The organism is Pseudomonas syringae (assembly GCF_021605415.1).
In the GTDB taxonomy this organism is placed as follows: Bacteria; Pseudomonadota; Gammaproteobacteria; order Pseudomonadales; family Pseudomonadaceae; genus Aquipseudomonas; species Aquipseudomonas syringae_S.
Window position 1 is genome coordinate 212,781 of the sequence record NZ_WKEQ01000002.1, and the last position, 21,857, is coordinate 234,637.

20 protein-coding genes are annotated in these 21,857 nt (G+C 59.4%); 13 read left to right on the plus strand and 7 right to left on the minus strand.

What is annotated here, in order from left to right:
* Positions 1 to 165 precede the first annotated feature (165 nt).
* The 4 genes from GIW69_RS02595 to GIW69_RS02610 all read left to right on the plus strand — a co-directional run bounded on the left by GIW69_RS02595 (position 166) and on the right by GIW69_RS02610 (position 5,368).
* Positions 166 to 1,770, plus strand: coding sequence for a tetratricopeptide repeat-containing response regulator (locus tag GIW69_RS02595; protein ID WP_236480599.1), 1,605 nt, complete (start codon positions 166 to 168; stop codon positions 1,768 to 1,770).
* The gene (locus GIW69_RS02600) at positions 1,767 to 2,459 is read left to right on the plus strand and encodes a sensor histidine kinase (RefSeq protein ID WP_236480571.1); all 693 of its coding nucleotides are present in this window, start codon (positions 1,767 to 1,769) and stop codon (positions 2,457 to 2,459) included. The genes GIW69_RS02595 and GIW69_RS02600 overlap by 4 nt, the downstream gene beginning before the upstream one ends.
* A gap of 224 nt (positions 2,460 to 2,683) precedes the next feature.
* Positions 2,684 to 3,925 carry a glutamine synthetase family protein gene (locus GIW69_RS02605; RefSeq protein ID WP_236480600.1) on the plus strand — a complete coding sequence of 414 codons (1,242 nt, stop codon included), beginning with the start codon at positions 2,684 to 2,686 and terminating at the stop codon, positions 3,923 to 3,925.
* A gap of 69 nt (positions 3,926 to 3,994) precedes the next feature.
* A complete protein-coding gene (locus tag GIW69_RS02610; RefSeq protein WP_236480572.1) occupies positions 3,995 to 5,368 on the plus strand; it encodes an MFS transporter in 1,374 nt (457 codons plus the stop codon).
* Positions 5,369 to 5,440: 72 nt separating this feature from the next.
* Here the strand turns inward: GIW69_RS02610 and GIW69_RS02615 are convergent, their stop codons facing one another.
* The 4 genes from GIW69_RS02615 to flgA form a co-directional block, all read right to left on the minus strand.
* Positions 5,441 to 6,187, minus strand: a complete 747-nt coding sequence (locus GIW69_RS02615) for a flagellar regulator YcgR PilZN domain-containing protein (protein ID WP_236480573.1) — start codon at positions 6,185 to 6,187, stop codon at positions 5,441 to 5,443.
* 92 nt (positions 6,188 to 6,279) lie between these two features.
* The gene (locus GIW69_RS02620; RefSeq protein ID WP_236480574.1) at positions 6,280 to 6,747 is read right to left on the minus strand and encodes a flagellar protein FlgN; all 468 of its coding nucleotides are present in this window, start codon (positions 6,745 to 6,747) and stop codon (positions 6,280 to 6,282) included.
* 48 nt (positions 6,748 to 6,795) lie between these two features.
* Positions 6,796 to 7,122: a flagellar biosynthesis anti-sigma factor FlgM gene (flgM, locus tag GIW69_RS02625; RefSeq protein WP_236480575.1), complete on the minus strand. Its 327-nt coding sequence runs from the start codon at positions 7,120 to 7,122 to the stop codon at positions 6,796 to 6,798.
* A gap of 149 nt (positions 7,123 to 7,271) precedes the next feature.
* Positions 7,272 to 8,033, minus strand: coding sequence for a flagellar basal body P-ring formation chaperone FlgA (gene flgA, locus GIW69_RS02630; RefSeq protein WP_236480576.1), 762 nt, complete (start codon positions 8,031 to 8,033; stop codon positions 7,272 to 7,274).
* Positions 8,034 to 8,114: 81 nt separating this feature from the next.
* Between flgA and GIW69_RS02635 the strand changes: the two genes are divergently transcribed.
* The 6 genes from GIW69_RS02635 (at position 8,115) to flgE (ending at position 13,117) form a co-directional block, all read left to right on the plus strand.
* Positions 8,115 to 9,047 (plus strand): chemotaxis protein CheV, encoded by a 933-nt coding sequence (locus GIW69_RS02635; protein WP_236480577.1) that lies wholly within the window; start codon positions 8,115 to 8,117, stop codon positions 9,045 to 9,047.
* A 46-nt stretch (positions 9,048 to 9,093) separates the two neighbouring features.
* Positions 9,094 to 9,921: a protein-glutamate O-methyltransferase CheR gene (gene cheR / locus GIW69_RS02640; RefSeq protein WP_236480578.1), complete on the plus strand. Its 828-nt coding sequence runs from the start codon at positions 9,094 to 9,096 to the stop codon at positions 9,919 to 9,921.
* A 259-nt stretch (positions 9,922 to 10,180) separates the two neighbouring features.
* Positions 10,181 to 10,591, plus strand: a complete 411-nt coding sequence (gene flgB / locus GIW69_RS02645; RefSeq protein WP_236480579.1) for a flagellar basal body rod protein FlgB — start codon at positions 10,181 to 10,183, stop codon at positions 10,589 to 10,591.
* Between the two features lie 3 nt (positions 10,592 to 10,594).
* Positions 10,595 to 11,038: a flagellar basal body rod protein FlgC gene (gene flgC, locus GIW69_RS02650; protein WP_236480580.1), complete on the plus strand. Its 444-nt coding sequence runs from the start codon at positions 10,595 to 10,597 to the stop codon at positions 11,036 to 11,038.
* 15 nt (positions 11,039 to 11,053) lie between these two features.
* Positions 11,054 to 11,773, plus strand: coding sequence for a flagellar hook assembly protein FlgD (gene flgD / locus GIW69_RS02655; RefSeq protein WP_236480581.1), 720 nt, complete (start codon positions 11,054 to 11,056; stop codon positions 11,771 to 11,773).
* 30 nt (positions 11,774 to 11,803) lie between these two features.
* Positions 11,804 to 13,117 carry a flagellar hook protein FlgE gene (gene flgE, locus GIW69_RS02660; protein ID WP_236480582.1) on the plus strand — a complete coding sequence of 438 codons (1,314 nt, stop codon included), beginning with the start codon at positions 11,804 to 11,806 and terminating at the stop codon, positions 13,115 to 13,117.
* A 279-nt stretch (positions 13,118 to 13,396) separates the two neighbouring features.
* Here the strand turns inward: flgE and GIW69_RS02665 are convergent, their stop codons facing one another.
* The gene (locus tag GIW69_RS02665) at positions 13,397 to 16,288 is read right to left on the minus strand and encodes a ribonucleoside-diphosphate reductase subunit alpha (RefSeq protein WP_236480583.1); all 2,892 of its coding nucleotides are present in this window, start codon (positions 16,286 to 16,288) and stop codon (positions 13,397 to 13,399) included.
* Between the two features lie 704 nt (positions 16,289 to 16,992).
* Here GIW69_RS02665 and GIW69_RS02670 point away from each other — a divergent pair.
* Positions 16,993 to 17,715, plus strand: a complete 723-nt coding sequence (locus tag GIW69_RS02670; RefSeq protein ID WP_236480584.1) for a response regulator — start codon at positions 16,993 to 16,995, stop codon at positions 17,713 to 17,715.
* Positions 17,712 to 19,322 carry an ATP-binding protein gene (locus GIW69_RS02675; protein ID WP_236480585.1) on the plus strand — a complete coding sequence of 537 codons (1,611 nt, stop codon included), beginning with the start codon at positions 17,712 to 17,714 and terminating at the stop codon, positions 19,320 to 19,322. Before GIW69_RS02670 ends, GIW69_RS02675 begins: the two co-directional genes overlap by 4 nt.
* A gap of 140 nt (positions 19,323 to 19,462) precedes the next feature.
* On the opposite strand, the gene GIW69_RS02680 is transcribed toward GIW69_RS02675, so the two are convergent.
* Positions 19,463 to 20,188, minus strand: coding sequence for a 4'-phosphopantetheinyl transferase superfamily protein (locus tag GIW69_RS02680; RefSeq protein WP_236480586.1), 726 nt, complete (start codon positions 20,186 to 20,188; stop codon positions 19,463 to 19,465).
* 89 nt (positions 20,189 to 20,277) lie between these two features.
* The gene (locus GIW69_RS02685) at positions 20,278 to 21,069 is read right to left on the minus strand and encodes a dienelactone hydrolase family protein (RefSeq protein ID WP_236480587.1); all 792 of its coding nucleotides are present in this window, start codon (positions 21,067 to 21,069) and stop codon (positions 20,278 to 20,280) included.
* Between the two features lie 143 nt (positions 21,070 to 21,212).
* Between GIW69_RS02685 and GIW69_RS02690 the strand changes: the two genes are divergently transcribed.
* Entirely contained in the window at positions 21,213 to 21,818 is a 606-nt protein-coding gene (locus GIW69_RS02690; RefSeq protein WP_236480588.1) for a porin family protein, read from the plus strand.
* Positions 21,819 to 21,857: the final 39 nt, after the last annotated feature.

Sequence of the window (21,857 nt, forward strand, 5' to 3'; positions counted from 1 at the left end):
GTATTTCCCGCAACCTCGCTTCAAGAGAACCCCAAGGTCGGCCGATAAACCGTACGGTCACCCTGGACTCACCCGGGTGTACACGATTTTGCTTGATAGCACATGGCCCGCAGCTACCATCTGCGCGCCCTCGGTTTGTCTTCTTCAATTGCCTGGAAATCCTCGATGCTGTCGTATCACCAAAAGCGTTTTCTGATCGTCGATGATTTCTCGGATTTCCGCAGTTCCGTCCGTTCGATGCTGCGCGAGTTGGGCGTCAAGGACGTGGACACGGCCGACAGCGGCGAGCAGGCGCTGAAAATGTGTTCGCAGAAGTCCTATGATTTCATCCTTCAGGATTTCCACCTCGGCGACGGCAAGAAAAACGGTCAGCAGGTGCTGGAAGACCTGATGCTCGAAAAACTGATCAGCCACGAAGCCGTCTTCGTGATGGTCACCGCCGAAACCAGTCAGGCCATGGTGCTCAGTGCCCTGGAGCACGAGCCGGATGCCTACCTGACCAAGCCGTTCAACCGTTCTGGCCTGGCTCAACGGCTGGAGCGTCTGGAGCAGCGCAAAACCCTGCTCAAGCCGATTCTGCAAGCCCTCGATCGTGGCAAGCCGGTCGAGGTGCTCAATGCCTGCATCGCCCTGTGCAAGCAAGACATCCGCTATTCGCCGCTGTGCCTGCGTTACCGCGCCGATGCGTTGCGCGACCTGAATCAGAACGAAGCGCTGGAACGCCTTTACGACAGCATCATCGCCGACCGGCCGTTGCCTTGGGCATTCGCCGGGTTGGGCAAGTTGTTGTTCAAGCGCGGCCAGGTCAGCCAGGCCAAAGGCGTTTACGAGAAAGCCTTGAAGGTGTTCCCGATGATGCCGGCGCTGTACGACGGCATGGCCGATGTACTGGTTTCGGAGGGGGACAATAAAGGCGCGCAACAGGTGCTCGAAGAAGCGATTCGTCTGTCGCCGCTGGCGGTTCGCCGGCAGGCGTTGCTGGGCAAACTGGCGATGGTCAACGAAGATTTCGACACCGCCTCGCGCGCCTATCGCCAAGCCGTGAGCCAGGGCGCGCAGTCGCGTTTCAAGGATCCGGAAAGCAACCTCGGCCTAGCGCACGCGCTGATCAGCAAGGGCAGCGATCGCGGCCTCGATACGCGCACGCGTCTGGAGATCAACACGACCCTCAGCGCCGTGGCCAAGGAAAACCCGAGCGACCCGGGCCTGCAAATTCGTGCGCGCCTGATGAAAGCCACCAGCCTGTTGCTCAACGACGCCGAAACCGCCGAGAAACTCACCGAGCAAGCGATGATGCGTCTGGACGGCATGGAGCAATTCATGAGTCCGGAAGCCGCGCTGCTGGTCGCCAAGCAGTTGCAGATGCTCGGCCAGGCCGAGGCGGGCACGTCGATGCTCAAGAGCTGCGCGGAAATCTACGGCGACGATCCGACGGTGATGAAAGACATCGCCAAGCTTACCGATGACCCCAACATCCTCAATTCGAGCAACGCCGCTGCCGACCTCAACCGCCAGGGTGTGCGGGTGTACAAGACCGGCAACCTGCTGGAGGCTCGCGAAGTGTTCCGCAAAGCGCTGAAGCTGCAACCGAAAAACATCAGCATCGCGTTGAACATGGCCCAGGCGCTGCTGCACGGCACGGACACCAGCGCGCCGTCGGCGGTGCTGGAAGAATGTCGGGCGTGCCTGAAAATGGTCGGCCTGATGCCCGACACTGACGCGCGTTATTCGCGCTATCAAAAGCTGAAAAGCAAGGCGTTTGGCGAATGAGTGACGACAACCAGGCACTGGATTTTTCCACGGTGATTGCCTCCACCGTCCACGACATGAAGAACTCCCTGGCGATGCTGATGCAGGCCCAGAGCCAGTGGCTCGCTCGTTTGCCGCAGGAACAGCGCGAGAGCCCGGAGCAGGGCGTGATCGATTTCGAATTCGCTCACCTCAACGGCATGCTCGTGCAGTTGCTCGGGCTGTACAAACTGGGCGTCAATCAGTTGCCCTTGCAGCCGGCCTATCACGAACTCGACGACTTCATCGAAGCGCAACTGGCTACGCATCAGGAAGTGTTCGCCAGCCGTGGCATCATCGCGACCTATGAAGTCGATCCGTTGAGTCCGTTAGGGTTCTTTGATCGTGAATTGATCGCCTCGGTGCTCGGCAACTGCATCAACAACGCGATCCGTCATGCGCGAAGTTCGGTGCTGATCAGCGTCAGCGACGAGGCCGGGCAATTGGTGCTGACCATCAATGACGACGGCGACGGCTACCCGGCGCAGATGCTCGAACGTCAGGCCGACTACGTGCAAGGCATCAACCACAGCAGCGGCAGCACCGGCCTGGGCCTGTATTTCGCCGGGCGCATCGCGGCGCTGCATCAGCGCAACGGCGTGGAAGGGCGCACGGAAATCCGCAACGGCGGGCCGCTGGGCGGCGGCCTGTTCAACCTCTACCTCCCCTGACAGAACCCGACCCCTTCGGCAGCTCCACGGTTTTTCGGTGACGCTGCTTGATATTCCGAACAGCCGAAGCCTATTTTGTCCGGGTCGCCGTTCGCGGCTCGCACAATAACAAGGATTGCGTCATGACAACCGATGGCCAGCGTTCACTCGCACAGCGATTGACGGGCATTGATGAGATTGAATGTGTTACGCCGGATTTGAACGGCGTGCCACGGGGCAAGGTAATGACCGCCGAGGGCTTCCTCGAAGGCCGGCGTTTGCAGTTGGCTCGGGGAGTGCTGCTGCAATGCATCATGGGCGGTTATCCGCCAGCCAGATTTTACGGCAGCGAGGACGGCGATCTGGCACTGGTGGCCGATCCTGCGCAGATCCATGCATTGCCCTGGAGCGATGAGCCACGGGCCCTCGCCATTTGCGATGCGGACGAATTGACCGGCGAAAGCTCCAATCTGTCGACGCGCGGCCAGCTCAAGGCTGTGATCGCCCGTTACGCTGCGCGCGGCCTGGCGCCAGTGGTGGCGACTGAACTCGAATTCTTCGTGTTTGCCCCGAACACCGATCCGACTCAACCCTTCCAGCCGCCGGTGGGCCTGGACGGTCGCCGCGAAGACGGCGCCTCGGCGTTCAGCGTCAGCTCCAACAACGGCCTGCGCCCGTTCTTCAGCGAAGTCTATAAATGCATGGCTGCGCTGGGGTTGCCACGCGATACCTTTATGCACGAAATGGGCGTCAGCCAGTTCGAGATCAACCTGCTGCACGGTGATCCGCTGTTGCTGGCCGACCAGACGTTCCTGTTCAAGCACCTGCTCAAGGAAGTCGCGCTCAAGCACGGTTTGACCGTGGTCTGCATGGCCAAACCGCTGGCGCACACGCCGGGCAGTTCGATGCATATTCACCAGAGCATCGTCGACATCGACAGCGGCCAGAACGTGTTTAGCGATGAGCGCGGCGAGCCGACCGCAATGTTCCGCCACTTCATCGGCGGACAGCAGGCAGGCATGGCCGATTTCACCGCGCTGTTTGCGCCGAACGTGAACTCCTATCAACGTCTGTGCCATCCGTTTGCGTCGCCGAACAACGCTTGCTGGTCCCACGACAATCGCTCCGCCGGCCTGCGCATTCCGGCCAGTTCGCCGGTCGCTCGTCGGGTCGAGAACCGTTTGCCGGGCGCTGACGCCAATCCGTATCTGGCGATTGCCGCCAGCCTGGCGGCCGGTTTGTATGGCATCGAGCACGAACTGGAACCGAGCGCCGCCATTCAGGGTGAGTTCGACGTGCCGGATAATCTTTCGCTGCCATGTACCTTGCATGCCGCGCTCGAACGTCTGAAACGCAGCCAATTGGCGAAGGAACTGTTCAGCGACGAGTTCATCGAAGGTTACATCGCTTCGAAGACCCTGGAATTGACCAGTTTCTTTAATGAGATCACGCCCTGGGAACGCCGAGTTCTAGCAGCCCAGGCCTGACGTATCGCCGCCGCCGGGCTATCGTTTTGATAGTCCGGTACTTACTGCAAGGAGCCGCTCGGAACGCCGATGCGCCAAATCTGGAAACCCTTTCGAGCGCTGTATTTTTCCTCGCTGATGATGTTGATCGGCTCGGGCCTGTTAAGCACCTACCTGGCCTTGCGTCTGGCGGCGGATAACGTCGACGGACTGTGGGTCGGTGCGTTGATGGCGGCCAACTATTTCGGTCTGGTACTGGGCGGCAAGATCGGCCATCGCCTGATTGCCCGGGTCGGGCATATCCGCGCGTATTCCGCATGTGCGGGGATCGTCGGTGCGGCGGTGCTCGGCCATGGTCTGGTGGACTGGCTGCCGGCGTGGCTGGTGCTAAGGACGATTGTCGGTCTGGGCATGATGTGCCAATACATGGTCATCGAGAGCTGGCTGAACGAACAGGCCGAGGCCAAACAACGCGGGATCGTGTTCAGCGGCTACATGATCGCCTCCTATCTGGGGCTGGTGCTCGGTCAGTTGATTCTGGTCATGCACCCCAGTCTTGGCCCGGAATTGCTGATGTTGGTCGCCCTGTGTTTCGCCCTGTGCCTGGTGCCGGTGACGCTGACTCGACGGATTCACCCGGCGCCCTTGCATCCCGCGCCAATGGAACCGCGCTTCTTTATCAAGCGAGTGCCGCAGTCGTTGAGTACGGTGCTCGGCGCAGGGCTGATCATTGGCTCGTTTTACGGTCTGGCGCCGCTGTATGCCTCGCAGCAAGGGCTGTCCACCGAACAGGTCGGTCTGTTCATGGGTAGCTGCATTTTTGCCGGACTGCTGGTGCAATGGCCATTGGGCTGGCTGTCCGACCGCTATGACCGGGCGCTGCTGATCCGCTGCTTCGCGGGGTTTCTCGCTGTTGCGGCGTTGCCGCTGGCGATCATGCCGAGTGTGCCGCTGGAAGTATTGTTTATCGCCGGTTTCTTCTGTTCGCTGGTGCAGTTCTGCCTGTATCCGCTGGCGGTGGCGTTTTCCAACGACCACGTCGAGGGAGATCGACGGGTGTCGCTGACGGCGATGCTGCTGGTGACCTATGGCGTGGGCGCGAGCATCGGGCCGCTGGCGGCGGGTGTGCTGATGAAATTGTTCGGCAGCCAGAGTCTGTATGCGTTTTTCAGTTTTTTTGCGTTGGTGCTGGTGTGGCGGATCCGTCCGAAAGCCGTGACCAATCTGCACCAGGTCGACGATGCGCCACTGCATCACATCGCAATGCCGGCGGCCAGTTCGCCGCTGGTGGCGGCGCTTGACCCTCGGGTCGACGAGCAGGTGGTGCAGGAGCAAATGCAAAACCCGGTGCCGGAGACAGACCCGGAACCCGAACCGGAATCCGAACTGTCTACCAGCGCCGAAGCCGCGACCCCAGCCGCTGCAGAAACTTCCGAGCCGGACAACGACGAGCTCAAGCCTTAAAAAGCAGGCATGAAAAAAGGGCAGTCACCGCAAGGGACTGCCCTTTTTTGCATCGCCGTCAGGACAAATCGATCAGAGATCGTCTTTGTCGAAGCGCCGTGCTTCGCGTTGCAGCTGATAAACGAAGCGCTCGACATTGCGCGCCGCCTGGCCACTGATGTTGTGAAAGCGCAGGCCGGCGAAGGTGATGTTGAGTTTTTCTTCGAAGTGCAGGTAGCGCAGTTCGACCGAAGCCGACTGATTGCCGAATAGTGGGGCGGCGATCATGCGATCGTAGACCTGGCCCAGTTGCAGGCGCTCAGTGATGTCGCCTTCGAAGCGCAATTTGCAGCCGGTGGCGGAAATATCCAGCAGCTTGCCGGCAATCGGTGCCTTGAGCTTCTCGCCACCCAGTTCGACGCTGACCAGGTCGGCCAGTTTCAGTGCGGCGCGAAAAGCGTTGCGGCGCTGGTGATAGACCACTTCGCTCGGCAGCTCACCGGTGTAGAAGCGGTCGCCATCGGATTCTTCGATATTGAGCGTGCCGTTGCTTTCCCAGGCGATGCGTACGCCATCGTGGAAACCTTCAACCTTGAACGGCTCGCCAGCGCTCAAAAAACGCTCGCCATCGCGGGGGATCATTTCGTCCAGGGCAATCGAGTTGGTTTCCCGGTCGACCTTGATCAGGTAGCTCTGAAAGCGTTGGCTGCGCTCGTGAAACGTGATGATCAGCGGATCATGGCTGTCTTGTAGCTGGCGCAGGTTGCTGGAGATCTCCAGGGGCGTGGTAAGCACCTTTGGTGGCTGCGGAGCATCTTCCGCGCTGAGGGCATTGGACACGTTTTATCAATCTCCAGACAAAATTTGACTACGGCTGGCCAGTATTTTGCCAGCATGTTTCCCGTGTTCATAGGATTTAAACGTCGAACGGCTCATGCCTGGCTGAGCGCGCGCGGTTTCGCCAGTTTGGAAAAGGTGCCGCTGGCGTCGTAAAGCTGCGGTGGTTCGCCGCCGGTCAGGATCTTCAGCTGATTGGCTGTGGCGGCTTGCTGCACAAGAATCGATTGACCGTTGCCGACGTTGGCCGCCTGGCATTGGGCAATGAGATGGTTGAGCACGTCACTCTCGGCGAGCAGTTGCTCGCCGATGCACGATGCGCTAGCCAGTTGCTCAAGGCCCTGACGATTGGTCGGCAGGTTGAGGCTGGCGAGGATTTCGCTGCGTTTGCGGCCATGCTGTTCAAGCAGAATGATCAGCGCCTGCTTGCGCGCCAGAATTTCTTCCAGCAACGGCATGTCGCGGCCGTGCAAGGCGAGGGACTCGGTTTGCAATAACTCCAGCAATTGTTGAGCTGGAGCAAAGTCGTCGGTGATCAGTTGCAATAAATTAGTGTCGTGCATGGCTGGCCTTGGGTTTTAAGCGTCCAAAAGCCTGCGCCGGCGAAAGCCTTAGCGCTGGGCTTCGAAGTTGAGCAGTTTGCTGGCTACACGGTTGCTGTCGACTTTATAGCTGCCATCGGCAATCGCTGCTTTCAACTCGGCCACACGGGCGTTGTTGACGACAGGTTGATCGCGCAGCTTGTCAGTGACCTTCTGCAACTGTTGAGCCTCATTGCTGAGGTGTACCGATTCCCCGCTCTTTACGTTACTGGCCTGTTCGGCCGGGGTAGTCAGCGGCGCGGAGGTGCCGGTTTCGGCGGTTTCCTTGGCGGCGCTGGTACGCGTTGTGCCCGTAAGTGTCGAGGAACTGTTCAAACGGTTGAAATCGATGACCATGATGAAAACCTCTGAGTATTTGGACGCTTGCCATGTTTTCGGCCATACCCAATAAAACTTTAGGCGCTTTTTTCAAAGAACCTGCGCGCGTCAGCGCTTGCCCTGATTGGGGCACAGTTTAGGGAACAGCCGTGGTCGGCGCCAGTTTTCTACATAGCCACTTCCACCTGGCCCGGCGCGATGACTTGCGCCTTGATGACCCGTCGGGAGTTGAGGTTCTTCACACGAATCTGTTCTTTCAAACCACCGTTGGACAGCGCCTCGCCGGGCATGCGCACGGCCATTGAGCCGCTGCGGGCTGTGATGACGACCTGGTCGCCTTTGCGCACGACTTCGGCCTGTTCGAGATGCACCAGCGTGATGACTTGATCGGCGACCGTTGGTCGGGTCAATTTTTGCCCGATCGCTTCATCCACCGACGTCAAAAAGCCTTGATTGACCGAGCTGACATCACGCTCGCGAAGAGTCACGTCCTGAGGCTCGATAATGCTGGCGCGTTTCAATGGACGAGTGGTCGTCACAATCTCGCGAAACAGGCGGACTTGAGCGGGTACGAACACTGTCCATGGGGAAGCGCCTTCACAGCGAACCTTGACGGTCACACGGCCTAATGGGCGTGCCGGGCTCTCCAAAGAAGCTGTCAATTCCTTGTCGCACATGGGCATGTGCATGCGTGGATCGAGCTGGTTGACCTCGATTTCGTAGCGACCTTCGGTTTGACTGGTGGCGAGATAGTCTTCTACGGTGAATTCAAGAAAGCCCTGAGTCACGCCGATAAGCATGTCAGGCAAGGTAACCGCGTCGGCAAGGGCAGGGCTGCCAGCGTTAAAAAGGCAAACGGCGAGCACCGCGCAAAACCATCTGCGGAAACGGGGTGTCAGGCGTCGGGAAAATGTCGTTTGAGCGTTCATACGGGTTAAATAGCAAGCGCCGTGCCGTTTTTTTCAGAATGTGCGTCGCAACACACTTGGCGTTGATGTAGGAGTCTTGGCATGGCTGGTGTAATGGATTCGGTGAACCAGCGCACGCAACTGGTGGGGCAGAATCGCCTGGAGCTGTTGTTGTTCCGTCTCGACGGCCAGCAGCTCTACGGGATCAACGTGTTCAAGGTGCGGGAGGTGCTGCAGTGCCCTTCCTTGACGGTGATGCCCAAGTCCAGTCCTGTCGTGTGCGGGGTGGCAAATATCCGGGGGGCGACCATTCCGATCCTTGATCTGGCAATGGCGACCGGCTCCGGCGCTTTGAAAGAGAAGAAAAACCCGTTCGTGATCATCACGGAATACAACACCAAGACCCAGGGTTTCCTGGTGCGCTCGGTGGAACGTATCGTCAACATGAACTGGGAAGAGATTCATCCACCGCCCAAGGGCACGGGGCGCGATCATTACTTGACCGCTGTGACCCGGGTGGACAATCAGTTAGTCGAAATCATCGACGTCGAGAAAGTGCTGGCGGAAGTCGCGCCGACACCGGAAGCGATTTCGGTGGGCGTGGTCGACGTCGAGACGCAGACCAAGGCGCTGTCGTTGCGCGTACTGACGGTCGATGACTCGTCCGTGGCACGTAAGCAGGTCACGCGTTGTCTACAAACCGTTGGCGTCGAAGTGGTGGCATTGAACGACGGTCGGCAAGCGCTGGAATACCTGCGCAAACTGGTCGACGAAGGCAAAAAGCCGGAAGAAGAGTTCCTGATGATGATTTCCGACATCGAGATGCCGGAAATGGACGGGTACACCCTGACGGCGGCGATCCGCAACGACCCGCGCATGCAAAAGCTTCATATCATCCTGCATACTTCGTTGTCCGGTGTTTTCAACCAGGCGATGGTCAAGAAAGTCGGCGCCGATGACTTCCTGGCCAAATTCCGTCCTGATGACCTGGCATCCCGGGTAGTCGACCGGATCAAAGCAGCAGATATCAGCTAGGGGCGTTTTGTCCCTGGTGATCAACACGATTTAAGAGGCGGCAGCATTGTCTACGGGTAATTTGGATTTTGAACAGTTCCGGGTCTTCCTGGAAAAAGCCTGTGGCATCTTGCTGGGTGAAAACAAGCAGTACCTGGTCTCGAGCCGCCTCAACAAGTTGATGGAGCAGCAGGGTATCAAGTCGTTGGGTGAGCTGGTGCAGCGCATCCAGACCCAGCCGCGCAGTGGTTTGCGTGAACAGGTGGTCGATGCCATGACGACCAACGAAACCCTGTGGTTTCGTGATACCTATCCGTTCGAGGTACTCAAGAACAAAGTGTTGCCCGAAGCGATCAAGGCCAGCCCCAACCAGCGTCTGCGGATCTGGTCGGCGGCCTGTTCGTCGGGGCAGGAACCGTACTCGCTGTCGATGTCGATCGACGAGTTCGAACGTAGCAATCTCGGCCAGTTGAAAATGGGGGCGCAGATCGTTGCCACCGATCTGTCCGGCCTGATGCTCAATAACTGCAAAACCGGCGAGTACGACAGCCTGGCGATCGGCCGCGGTTTGTCGCCCGATCGCCTGCAACGTTATTTCGACCCGAAAGGGCCGGGACGCTGGGCAGTCAAGGCGCCGATCAAGAGCCGCGTGGAGTTCCGCTCGTTCAACCTGCTCGACAGTTACGCGAGCCTGGGCAAGTTCGACATCGTGTTTTGCCGCAACGTGTTGATCTACTTTTCTGCCGAAGTGAAGAAAGACATCCTGCTGCGCATCCATAGCACGTTGAAGCCGGGGGGCTATCTGTTCCTTGGCGCCTCGGAAGCGTTGAACGGTTTGCCGGATCATTACCAGATGGTGCAGTGCAGCCCGGGAATCATTTACCAGGCAAAGTAATGGTTTGATCGCAGTACAAAAAAAAACGGGAGTCCTCAGGGCCTCCCGTTTTTTTATGCCTGATTGTTGATCCATGAGGTGTCCACGGGAGGAGGGTGAAGCGGCAGAAAAGCGGCATCTGGCGGAAACCGGTTGCCGCTTTTCTGGCATTGCCGCGTTGCCGTCGGCCGCAAAGCCCCGGTTTCCGGGCTTTTTCGAATTGGCACGGGGCTTGCTAAAGCTCAGTTACGAAAAATCCGGTCACCTGAAGGTTCCCGACATGAGCATCAGCTTCGATAAAGCGCTCGGCATTCACGAAAAGGCATTGGGCTTCCGCGCCCAGCGCGCCGAAGTGCTGGCCAACAACATCGCCAACGCCGATACCCCGAACTATAAGGCGCGGGATCTTGAGTTCTCCAAAGTGCTTGAAGCACAGACCGAGAAAACCAAAACCGGCGGCCACTTTGCCCTGAACATGACCAACAGCCGTCACATCGAAGCTGAAGGGCTGGGCAATGGCGACGAGTCGCTGATGTATCGCACGCCGATGCAGCCTTCGATCGACCAGAACACCGTGGACGCCCAACTGGAACAGTCGAGCTACGCGGAAAACGCGGTCGGCTTCCAGGCCAGCTTCACCCTGCTCAACAGCAAATTCAAAGGGCTGGTGTCAGCCCTGCGCGGAGAGTAATCCATGTCCCTGTCCAGTGTTTTCAACATTGCCGGTAGCGGCATGAGTGCACAAACCACGCGCCTGAACACCGTGGCTTCGAACATCGCTAACGCCGAAACCGTTTCGTCGAGCATCGACCAGACTTACCGCGCGCGCCATCCGGTATTCGCCACCATGTTCCAGGGCGGCCAGAGCGGCGGCAGCGACTCGCTGTTCCAGAGCCAGGACGCCGCCGGTCAAGGCGTGCAAGTCATGGGCGTGGTCGAAGACCAAAGCAACCTCGAAGCGCGCTATGAACCGAACCATCCGGCAGCCGACGCCAAGGGTTACGTCTACTACCCGAACGTCAACGTGGTGGAAGAGATGGCCGACATGATCTCCGCGAGCCGTTCGTTCCAGACCAACGCCGAAATGATGAACACCGCCAAGACCATGATGCAGAAGGTGCTGACCCTCGGTCAGTAATAAGGGGCGACTGCCATGAGCGTTACCGATTCCACCAGCGGTTTGAGCATGAACGACATCTTGGCCAATTCATCCGTCAAGACCAACACCACCAAGGACGGACTGGCATCGGCCGCCGGCAGCGCCACGGGCAATCAGGCCTTGGGCAAAGATGCGTTTCTGCAATTGCTGGTCACCCAGCTGAAGAACCAGAACCCGCTCGATCCGCAGGACAACAGCGAGTTCGTCGCCCAGTTGGCGCAGTTCAGCAGCCTGGAAGGCATCACCACGCTGAACGACACCGTTACTGGCATCGCCGGCAACTACAACTCGTCGCAAGCGCTGCAAGCCTCGTCGCTGGTGGGCCGTTCGGTCATCGCGCAGACCAACAAGGCCGTGGTCGACAGCAGCAAAAGTTTCAACGGTCTGGTCGTGGTGCCGTCATCGGCGGCGGTCACGCTCAAGATCACCGATTCGGAAGGCAAAGCCGTGCGCACCATCGACATGGGCACGCAAAACGCCGGTCAAGCCGATTTCATCTGGGACGGCAAGAACGACGCAGGCGAAACCGTGGCGAATGGCACTTACAACTTTGCCGCCAACGCAACTTACGACGGCCAGGCGACTTCGCTTGTCACCTACCTGCCGGCGACCGTCAACAGCGTCACCATCAGCCAGACTGGCGGTGAATTGATGTTGAACCTGGCAGGCCTGGGCAGCGTTGCCCTGTCCGAAGTTCAAACCATTGGTATATAGAGCCGACTAACCGGCACAAAGGAGTGGAATATGTCTTTCAATATCGGCCTTAGCGGTCTCTATGCTGCCAACAAGCAATTGGACGTGACCGGCAACAACATCGCCAACGTGGCGACCACCGGCTTCAAATCGTCCCGTGCGGAATTCGAAGACGTGTACTCGGCCACCCGCCTGGGTACCGGCAGCAAGACTGTCGGTAACGGCGTGCGCCTGGCCAACGTGTCCCAGCAGTTTTCCCAGGGCGACGTGAACAACACCGGCAATGTGCTCGACATGGGTATCCAGGGCAACGGTTTCTTCATCCTCAGCGACAACGGTTCCTTGAGCTACACCCGTGCCGGTGCGTTTAAGACTGACGCTGAAAACTACGTCGTCGACAACAACGGCAACCGCCTGCAAGGTTTCGGTGTCGATGCCAACGGCAAGATCATCAACGGCGTCTTGACCGACCTTAAGATCGACACTTCGGCGCTGAAGCCGAACCCAACGTCGAAAGTCGACCAGACGATGAACTTGAACTCGTCGGAAACCGTGCCGACCGTGACGCCGTTCACCCCGACCGACACAAACAGCTACAACAAGACCATCTCCACCAAGGTCTACGATAGCCAGGGCAACGAGCACACCATGGATCAGTACTACGTGAAAACGGGTACCAATGACTGGCGTGTCTACACCTACATGGATGGCCGTACGCCGTCCGATCCGGCCAATAACACCTTGACGCCGCTGACGGCCGACATTTCCTTCAACTCTGACGGCACCATCAACACGCTGACGGCGGGTGCTGGCTGGACGCAGACCGGTAACACCCTGACCATGACTGGCTGGGTTCCCGGAGCAGTCACCGATGCAAACACCACGCCGGTCACCTGGGCACCGAACGGTTCCGTGGCGAACGGTAATGGCATCGCTTTCAACATGTCGCTGACCACTTCGTACGCCTCGCCGACCGCGCGGACTGCGCAATACCAGGACGGTTACGCGACTGGCCAGATTTCGAGCCTGACCATTGATGCCAGCGGTGTCATGACGGCCAACTTCAGTAACCAGCAGACCAAAGCGATCGGTCAGGTTGCGGTGGCCAGTTTTGCCAACGAGCAAGGGTTGCAGCCTATCGGCGGTACTGGCTGGAAGGAGACGTTCTCGTCGGGTGTGGCCGGTGTTGATGCGCCGAAGACCGGTACGCTGGGTTCGATCGTGTCGAACTCGCTGGAGGAGTCGAACGTTAACCTGACGAATGAGCTGGTGGATTTGATCAAGGCGCAGAGCAACTATCAGGCGAACGCCAAGACCATTTCGACGCAGAGCACGATTATGCAGACCATTATCCAGATGACTTGATGTCGGGTTTGGTTTGAATCGGAACCCCTCTTTTTGAGGGGTTTTTTTTGGTTTTTTGGGTGTATATCCGTTGCTTCGGGTGCCGCGGCTTGAAGGCGACCTGACTGTTGCGCAAAGATCATTCCCACGCTCTGCGTGGGAATGCCGCCCGGGATGCTCTGCGTTCCTTCGCAGTAACGAGCCGGCACTTTCCTTCACCCAAAAGAAAACCCCCGACACACCAGAGGTCTGTCGGGGGGGGTTCATTCAGGCGTTTTGCAGCGCCTGAATGCGCTCAGCTTATTGGCAAGCTTCGCAATCCGGCTCGTCGATTGCACAGGCTTTTGGCACAGGTGCCGGACCTGCCGGAGCAGCCAGTACCGAATCGTCGCCATGGTTGCCGCCGCTGGAAACAGCGTTCAGCTTGCCGGTGCTGATGGTCGACTTCTCGGTGCTGGTCGCGGCCAGTGCACGGAGGTAGTAGGTGGTTTTCAGGCCACGGTACCAGGCCATGCGGTAGGTCACGTCGAGTTTCTTGCCCGAGGCGCCGGCGATGTACAGGTTCAGCGACTGAGCCTGGTCGATCCACTTCTGACGACGGCTGGCGGCGTCAACGATCCACTTGGTGTCCACTTCGAACGCGGTCGCGTAGAGCTCTTTGAGTTCTTGCGGGATGCGCTCGATCTGCTGAACCGAACCGTCGTAGTACTTCAGGTCGTTGATCATGACCGAGTCCCACAGACCGCGAGCCTTGAGGTCGCGAACCAGGTACGGGTTGATCACGGTGAATTCGCCCGACAGGTTCGACTTCACATACAGGTTCTGGTAGGTCGGTTCGATCGACTGCGACACGCCGGTAATGTTGGCGATGGTCGCGGTCGGTGCGATGGCCATGATGTTGGAGTTACGAATGCCTTTCTGTACACGGGCGCGAACCGGTGCCCAGTCGAGGGTTTCGTTCAGGTCGACATCGATGTACTTCTGGCCACGAGCTTCGATCAGGATCTGTTGCGAATCCAGCGGCAGGATGCCTTTGGACCACAGCGAACCCTGGAATGTCTCGTAGGCGCCGCGCTCGTCGGCCAGGTCGCAGGACGCCTGGATGGCGTAGTAGCTGACCGCTTCCATCGACTTGTCGGCGAACTCGACCGCAGCATCCGAACCGTAAGGAATGTGCTGCAGGTACAGCGCATCCTGGAAGCCCATGATGCCCAGACCGACCGGACGGTGCTTGAAGTTGGAATTCTGCGCCTGTGGCACCGAGTAGTAGTTGATGTCGATAACGTTATCGAGCATGCGTACGGCGGTGTTGACGGTGCGTTCCAGCTTGGCGGTGTCGAGCTTGCCGTTGACGATGTGGTTCGGCAGGTTGATCGAGCCCAGGTTGCAGACAGCGATTTCGTCCTTGTTGGTGTTCAAGGTGATCTCGGTGCACAGGTTCGAACTGTGAACCACGCCGACGTGCTGCTGCGGGCTGCGCAGGTTGCACGGGTCTTTGAAGGTCAGCCACGGGTGGCCGGTTTCGAAGAGCATCGACAGCATTTTGCGCCACAGGTCTTTGGCCTGGATGGTCTTGAACAGCTTGACCTTGCCCGGATACTCGGTCAGGGCTTCGTAGTACTCGTAGCGCTCTTCGAAGGCCTTGCCGGTCAGGTCGTGCAGATCCGGAACTTCGGACGGCGAGAACAGGGTCCATTTGCCGTCATCGAAGACGCGCTTCATGAACAGGTCAGGGATCCAGTTGGCGGTGTTCATGTCGTGGGTACGACGACGGTCATCACCGGTGTTCTTGCGCAGCTCGATGAACTCCTCGATGTCCATGTGCCAGGTTTCCAGGTAAGCGCAGACCGCGCCTTTGCGCTTGCCACCCTGGTTGACGGCGACGGCGGTGTCGTTCACCACTTTCAGGAACGGCACGACGCCCTGGGACTTGCCGTTGGTGCCCTTGATGTACGAACCCAGCGCACGCACCGGCGTCCAGTCGTTGCCCAGGCCACCGGCGAATTTCGACAACATGGCGTTGTCGTGGATCGCGTGGTAAATGCCCGACAGGTCATCCGGCACGGTGGTCAGGTAGCAGCTGGACAGCTGAGGACGCAGAGTACCGGCGTTGAACAGGGTCGGCGTCGACGACATGTAGTCGAAGGACGACAGCAGGTTGTAGAACTCGATCGCACGGTCTTCTTTCTGCTTCTCTTCGATCGCCAGGCCCATGGCCACGCGCATGAAGAAGATCTGCGGCAGTTCGAAACGCACGCCATCCTTGTGGATGAAGTAACGGTCGTACAGGGTTTGCAGGCCCAGGTAGGTGAATTGCTGATCGCGCTCGTGGTTGATCGCCTTGCCCAGTTTTTCCAGGTCGAAGGTGGCCAGCACAGGGTTCAGCAGCTCGAACTCGATACCTTTGGCGATGTAGGCCGGCAGTGCCTTGGCGTACAGGTCGACCATTTCGTGGTGAGTGGCGCTGTCGGCCACGCCCAGGAAGCCCAGGCCTTCGGCACGCAAGGTGTCCATCAGCAGGCGGGCGGTCACGAACGAGTAGTTCGGCTCGCGTTCAACCAGAGTACGGGCGGTCATCACCAGGGCGGTGTTGACGTCGGTCAGGGCCACGCCGTCGTACAGGTTTTTCAGGGTTTCGCGCTGGATCAGGTCGCCATCGACTTCTTCCAGACCTTCGCAGGCCTCGGTGACGATGGTGTTCAGGCGGCCCATGTCGAGCGGCGCGAGGCTGCCGTCGGCGCGGGTGATGCGGATCGACGGGTGCGCTTGCACTGGCTCGTCGGTGCTGCGAACGGCGCGCTCCTTGGAACGGGCGTCACGGTAGATCACATAGTCGCGCGCCACTTTCTGCTCGCCGGCACGCATCAGGGCCAGTTCGACCTGATCCTGGATCTCTTCGATGTGGATGGTGCCGCCCGAAGGCATGCGACGCTTGAAGGTTGCGGTGACTTGTTCGGTCAGGCGGGCAACGGTGTCGTGGATTCGCGACGAAGCGGCAGCATTGCCGCCCTCAACTGCGAGGAACGCTTTGGTGATAGCGACGGTGATCTTGTCATCGGTGTAAGGAACGACAGTGCCATTACGCTTGATCACGCGCAGTTGACCCGGCGCGGTGGCGGACAGATCCGAAGTCGAATCGGCGGCCTGCGGCAAGGTACCCTGCGGGTTCTCGCGAGTTGTGTCGGTTTGCATGGGGGATTGTCTCCGCATTCTCTATGTTTGTTTGGCACCACGAGGGTGCCCGCCGTTCTGTTCTGAAGCACTACAACCGACAAGATGTCGGCATAACCACTTCGAACAGTAGGAAAAAGGCTAATGACGCCGCATCCATGCCGAAGTTTTTGGCCGCGAACCTGAGTTCGCAGCCGCATTCCTTTCGGGTGACAGAAATGACTGCAACACCCGTACCGTTACGACCGCTCGGGCCAGAAAAAACGGTGCCATCCGCCAGTGCGGTTTGGGCTTTGAAAAACAACGCTGGTTCAACCGCAAACAGGCAATAAAGCACTTGAGTTTCAGGTCGGAAATATGGTGGGCTTTTAACAAGAAACCCTACATGTAGGGTTCTTTTTGTTGCCGGGCTACAAGATAGTGCGTTTTGTAGCGTGTTGCAACGTACTGCTTGTGGATAAACCTGTGCGTAAATTGTGCGTGAAAGGTGGAACGGCCGTGTAGGCCGCGACCCTGCTGGATCGCGTGATTTTTCACTGGTTTTCGAGGGCTGAAAACAGCCGTCGGGAATTTTAAGGGCGCGAACCCTACCACAGAAAACCGCCACGTCCGAACGCATTTGCCGACTTGTTTTCTGGCTGTGCGCCGTTTATACAATCGGCCCATGCGCACGTGGCGTGATGGGCGATCCCACATTAATAACAATGACAAGACAGAGGTTCACCGTGGAGCAAGAAGCCTGGCAGGTATTGATTGTCGAGGACGACCAGCGTCTGGCCGAGCTGACTCGCGATTATCTGCAAGCCAATGGACTGAACGTAAACATCGAAGGCAACGGCGCGCTGGCGGCGGCACGGATCATCAAGGAGCAGCCGGATCTGGTGATTCTCGACCTGATGCTTCCCGGCGAAGACGGCTTGAGCATCTGCCGCAAAGTGCGCGATCACTATGACGGGCCGATCCTGATGCTCACGGCACGCACCGACGACGCCGACCAGATTCAGGGCCTGGATCTGGGCGCTGACGATTACGTGTGCAAACCGGTGCGCCCACGGCTGTTGCTGGCGCGCATCCAGGCCTTGCTGCGCCGCAGCGATACGCCGGAGCCGATCGCGGAAAAATGCCGCCGACTGCAATTCGGCCCGCTGGTGGTCGACAATGCCTTGCGCGAGGCATGGCTGAACGATAACGGTATCGAGCTGACCAGCGCCGAATTCGATCTGCTGTGGCTGCTGGTAGCCAATGCCGGGCGCATCCTGTCCCGCGAAGAAATCTTCACCGCACTGCGCGGCATCGGCTACGACGGTCAGGATCGCTCCATCGACGTGCGCATCTCGCGCATCCGCCCGAAGATCGGCGACGACCCGGATCATCCGCGACTGATCAAGACCATCCGCAGCAAAGGCTATCTGTTCGTCCCTGAAGCCTGCGCAGACCTGACCCTGTGAATTCAATCTTCCTGCGCATCTACGGCGGCATGTGCGCCGCGCTGATTCTGGTCGCGGTGCTCGGCGTGCTGGCGCTGAACCTGCTCAACCAGGTGCGCGGCGAGCAATACCGCGAGCGGCTGGCCCACGGCACGTTTTCGCTGATGGCCGACAACTTGCAGCCGATGAACGCCACCGAACGGCGTCGTGCGCTGCTGGTGTGGGAGCGATTGCTGGGGATTCCGCTGGCGCTCAAGACATTCACCGACACCGGCCTTGACCTCGGCCAGCGCACCCGCGTACTGCGCGGGCAGGCATTGGTCGAACAGACCGGCCCGCACGCGGCCAAGGTCTATCGACTGGTCAGCGACAAGGAACAACTCGTCCTGACGGGGGAGGTTCAGCAGATCAGCGAGCAACTGGCCCGTGCGACTATCTATTTGCTTGCCGACGAGTTGGTACGGGTGCCGGTTATCGATCAACCCAAACGTCTTGCGCAGATAAAGGAAGAAAAGGGTTTTGGCTTCGACTTGCGTCTGATCAAGGTCGAAGACGCCGACATGGACGAAGACCAGAGCCGGCGCGTGGCCGAGGGCGACACGGTGATGGCGCTGGGCAAGGGCGGCGATTCGATCCGCGTGTTCGCCGGCATGGTCGGCACGCCGTGGGTACTGGAAATCGGGCCGCTGTACCAGATGAACCCGTATCCGCCGCAGTGGCTGGTGCTGATTGCAGCGTTGGGCCTGAGCCTGATCGGCCTGATCGTTTATTTGCTGGTGCGGCAGCTGGAGCGGCGTTTGCGCGGGCTCGAAGCCGCCGCCACGCGCATCGCCAAGGGCAGCCTGGAAACCCGCGTGCCGGCGCGCGGCGCCGACTCGGTGGGGCGGCTGGCGGCGGCGTTCAACGGCATGGCCGAGCATTTGCAACAATTGCTGGCGATTCAGCGTGAACTCGTACGCGCCGTGTCCCACGAGCTGCGCACACCAGTGGCGCGCCTGCGTTTCGGTCTGGAAATGATCGGCTCAGCCACCACCCCGCAAGCTTTGGAGAAGTACCGCGAGGGCATGGATCACGACATCGAGGATCTCGACAAACTGGTCGACGAAATGCTCACGTACGCGCGACTGGAGCAGGGTTCACCGGCGTTGACGTTCCAGCGCATCGACCTCGATGCCTTGGTCAATCAGGTGATCGCTGAGTTGGCGCCACTGCGCGCCGAAGTCACGGTGCAGCGTGGTTTGTGCCTGTCAGCGGCTGATTGTGATGATGCCTGGGTCGAGGCCGAGCCGCGTTACCTGCATCGGGCCTTGCAGAACCTGGTGGGCAACGCCATGCGCCATGCGCGTTCGAAGGTAACGGTGAGCTACCAGGTCGGGCAATTACGTTGCCGGGTCGATGTCGAGGACGACGGGCCGGGCGTGCCGGAAACCGCGTGGGAGAAAATCTTCACACCGTTTTTGCGCCTCGATGACAGCCGCACCCGGGCGTCGGGTGGGCATGGATTGGGGTTGTCGATTGTGCGGCGGATCATCCACTGGCATGACGGTCGGGCAATCATCGGCAAGAGCAAGAGCCTGGGCGGGGCGTGTTTTAGTCTGAGCTGGCCGAGGCATCAGGAACGCAGGTGAGATGTGTCTCGGCTTTACCGGCCTCATCGCTGGCAAGCCAGCTCCCACAGGGTTTGTGTACAGCCCAGGTTTTATGTGCGCCACGGATCACTGTGGGAGCTGGCTTGCCAGCGATGGGGCCCTGACGGGAGATAGATCTTTCAGGCTGGAATGCTGACCAGACTCAACAACTGCGCATCCTTCACGCCGAACTGAGCCTGCAGTTCGGTGCCGTGGCACCACTCGGTCGACAAATCCGTCAGCAAGCGCAAACGCACCTCACCTTGTTCAGTCCACTGCAACACTTCGGCATGTTCGAAGTAGAAGCGTTTCTGCACGATCGGGTACAGCGCCTTGAACAGGCTTTCTTTTACCGAAAAGGTCAACGTCACGCACAGCGCCAACAAATCCCGGGAGCCCGCTGCCATGCGCTGCATTTCCGCCGGAATGAGGATTTCCCCGGCCAGGCGTTCGGCACGTTCGGCGTTGAGCAGGTTTTCGAGATCCATGCCGAGGCCGCGCCAATGCTGTTTATGGGCGACGATGGCCGCCGCTCGGCCGGTGCTGTGGGTGATCGAGCCGCAAATATGCGCCGGCCACACCGGTGCGCGATCTTCGCCGATGGCCGGAATCAGGCCATGACCGTCCAGTTGCTGTAGCGCCGCCCGGGCGCAAATCCGCCCGGCGAGAAACTCGGCCTGTCGTTTGGCCACCGAGCGTTGAATGCTCGGCGGCACCTCGACGGCGCTGCGCTGGAAATCATCGCCCAGCAATTGCGAGGGATCAAAATGAGTGCCCAGAAAAACCGTGTTCGGCAACACCGTCGGCAGCGGCCAATGGGCATCGAGCGGGGAACAACAGGCGGGCAGGGTGGGGCTTGAATTCATGGCGAGCATTTTGCCGGTTGGCCCAGAGGCGAAGCAACCCCGTACAGCGCCGCCGCAGCCTGCGGCAGCGCCTACACGGGGCAATTCGCTTAGCTGAAGATTTTTTTCAGGAATGCCTGCATGTCCGCCCAGGACTTTTCATCCGCTGCCTTGTTGTAGCCGATGTCCGGCCCACCGTGCTCGCCATGGCTCAGGCGATCGGCATCCGGATTGCTGAAGCCGTGCTTGGCGCCGTCGAGGCTGACGAACTTATAGTCGGCGCCGGCCTTGTCCATTTCGGACTTGAACGCCGTGACATTGTCGGCCGTGACCATGCTGTCCAGCGCCCCATGCTCGACGAGGATTTTCGCTTTAACGCTACCCGGCGTGGCCGGTGTCTGGGTCGCCAGCGCGCCATGGAAACTCACCACGCCGGCCAGTGGCACGCCCTGACGTGCAGCGTTCAGCACCACGGCACCGCCGAAGCAGTAACCGATGGCCGCGATTTTTTGCGGATCGGTCTGCGGCTGTTTCTTCAGCAGGTCGAGCCCGGCCTGAAAGCGTTTACTCGCCGCGTCTGCATCCTTCGTGGCGGCCTGCATGAACGCCATCGCATCTTTCGGGTGCTCGGTGTTCTTGCCTTCGCCGTACATGTCGATGGCCAGTGCGCTGTAGCCGAGCCCGGCGAGATCCCGCGCGCGGCGTTTGGCGTAGTCGTTCAGTCCCCACCACTCATGCACCACGACAATTCCCGGGCGCGGGCCTTTGATCGCGTCGTCAAAGGCGTAATAGCCGATCAGCTTGCTGCCGTCGGCGCTTTCGTAAGGGATTTCCTGGGTCTGGATGGCAGCCTGGCTGAGGCTGCTCACGGCGAGCAGGGCGAGGGCGAGGAACATGCGCATGGTGGGGTCTCCTGACAGTGAGTGATCAAAACAGCCTAGCCGATTTGATTCAGCTCAGGTTCAGAGAGTGTTCAGGGGCGGTACAGGGGCGGCTCCGTAATCTTGCGCCATACCCAAACAGCACTGAGCAAGAGGAACAACCCATGACCCGATTGAACAAACTGCTGCTGGCTTTCACCATGATGAGCGCAAGCATCGCGGCCCACGCCGACACCACCAGCAACTTCGCCAGCCTGACTTTTGGCCAGACCAGCGACAAGGTGAAAAAATCCAACGCGCTGAACGACAACCTCGGCCACCCGGACGCCGACGGTGTGATCGGCAAGGACAACACTTGGGGCGTGCGCCTCGGTCAGCAAAACAGCCAGGGCCGCTACTACGCCACGTATGACAATGTGTCCGGCTCGCACAATGGCATTAAACTGCGCCAGGAAAACCTGCTGGGCAGCTACGATCTGTTTTACCCGGTGGGTGGCAGTACAAAGTTGTTCGGCGGCGCCACGGCCGGTCTGACCAAACTGACTCAGGACTCGCCAGGCTTCAGCCGCGACAGCGACATCGGTTATGCCGTCGGTGGTCAGTTCGGCGTGTTGCAGCAAGTGGCGCAAAACGCGTCGGTGGAACTCGGTTACCGTTACCTTCGCAGCAACGCGAGCACTGAAATGAGCGAAAGCGGAGGCAGCAAACAGGGCTCGCTGGATTTGACCAGCAGCGCCCAGACGTACGTGTCGGCCAACTATGCTTTCTAAGCCAGTTGAGTGAAGACCCTGTAGGCGCGAGCCTGCTCG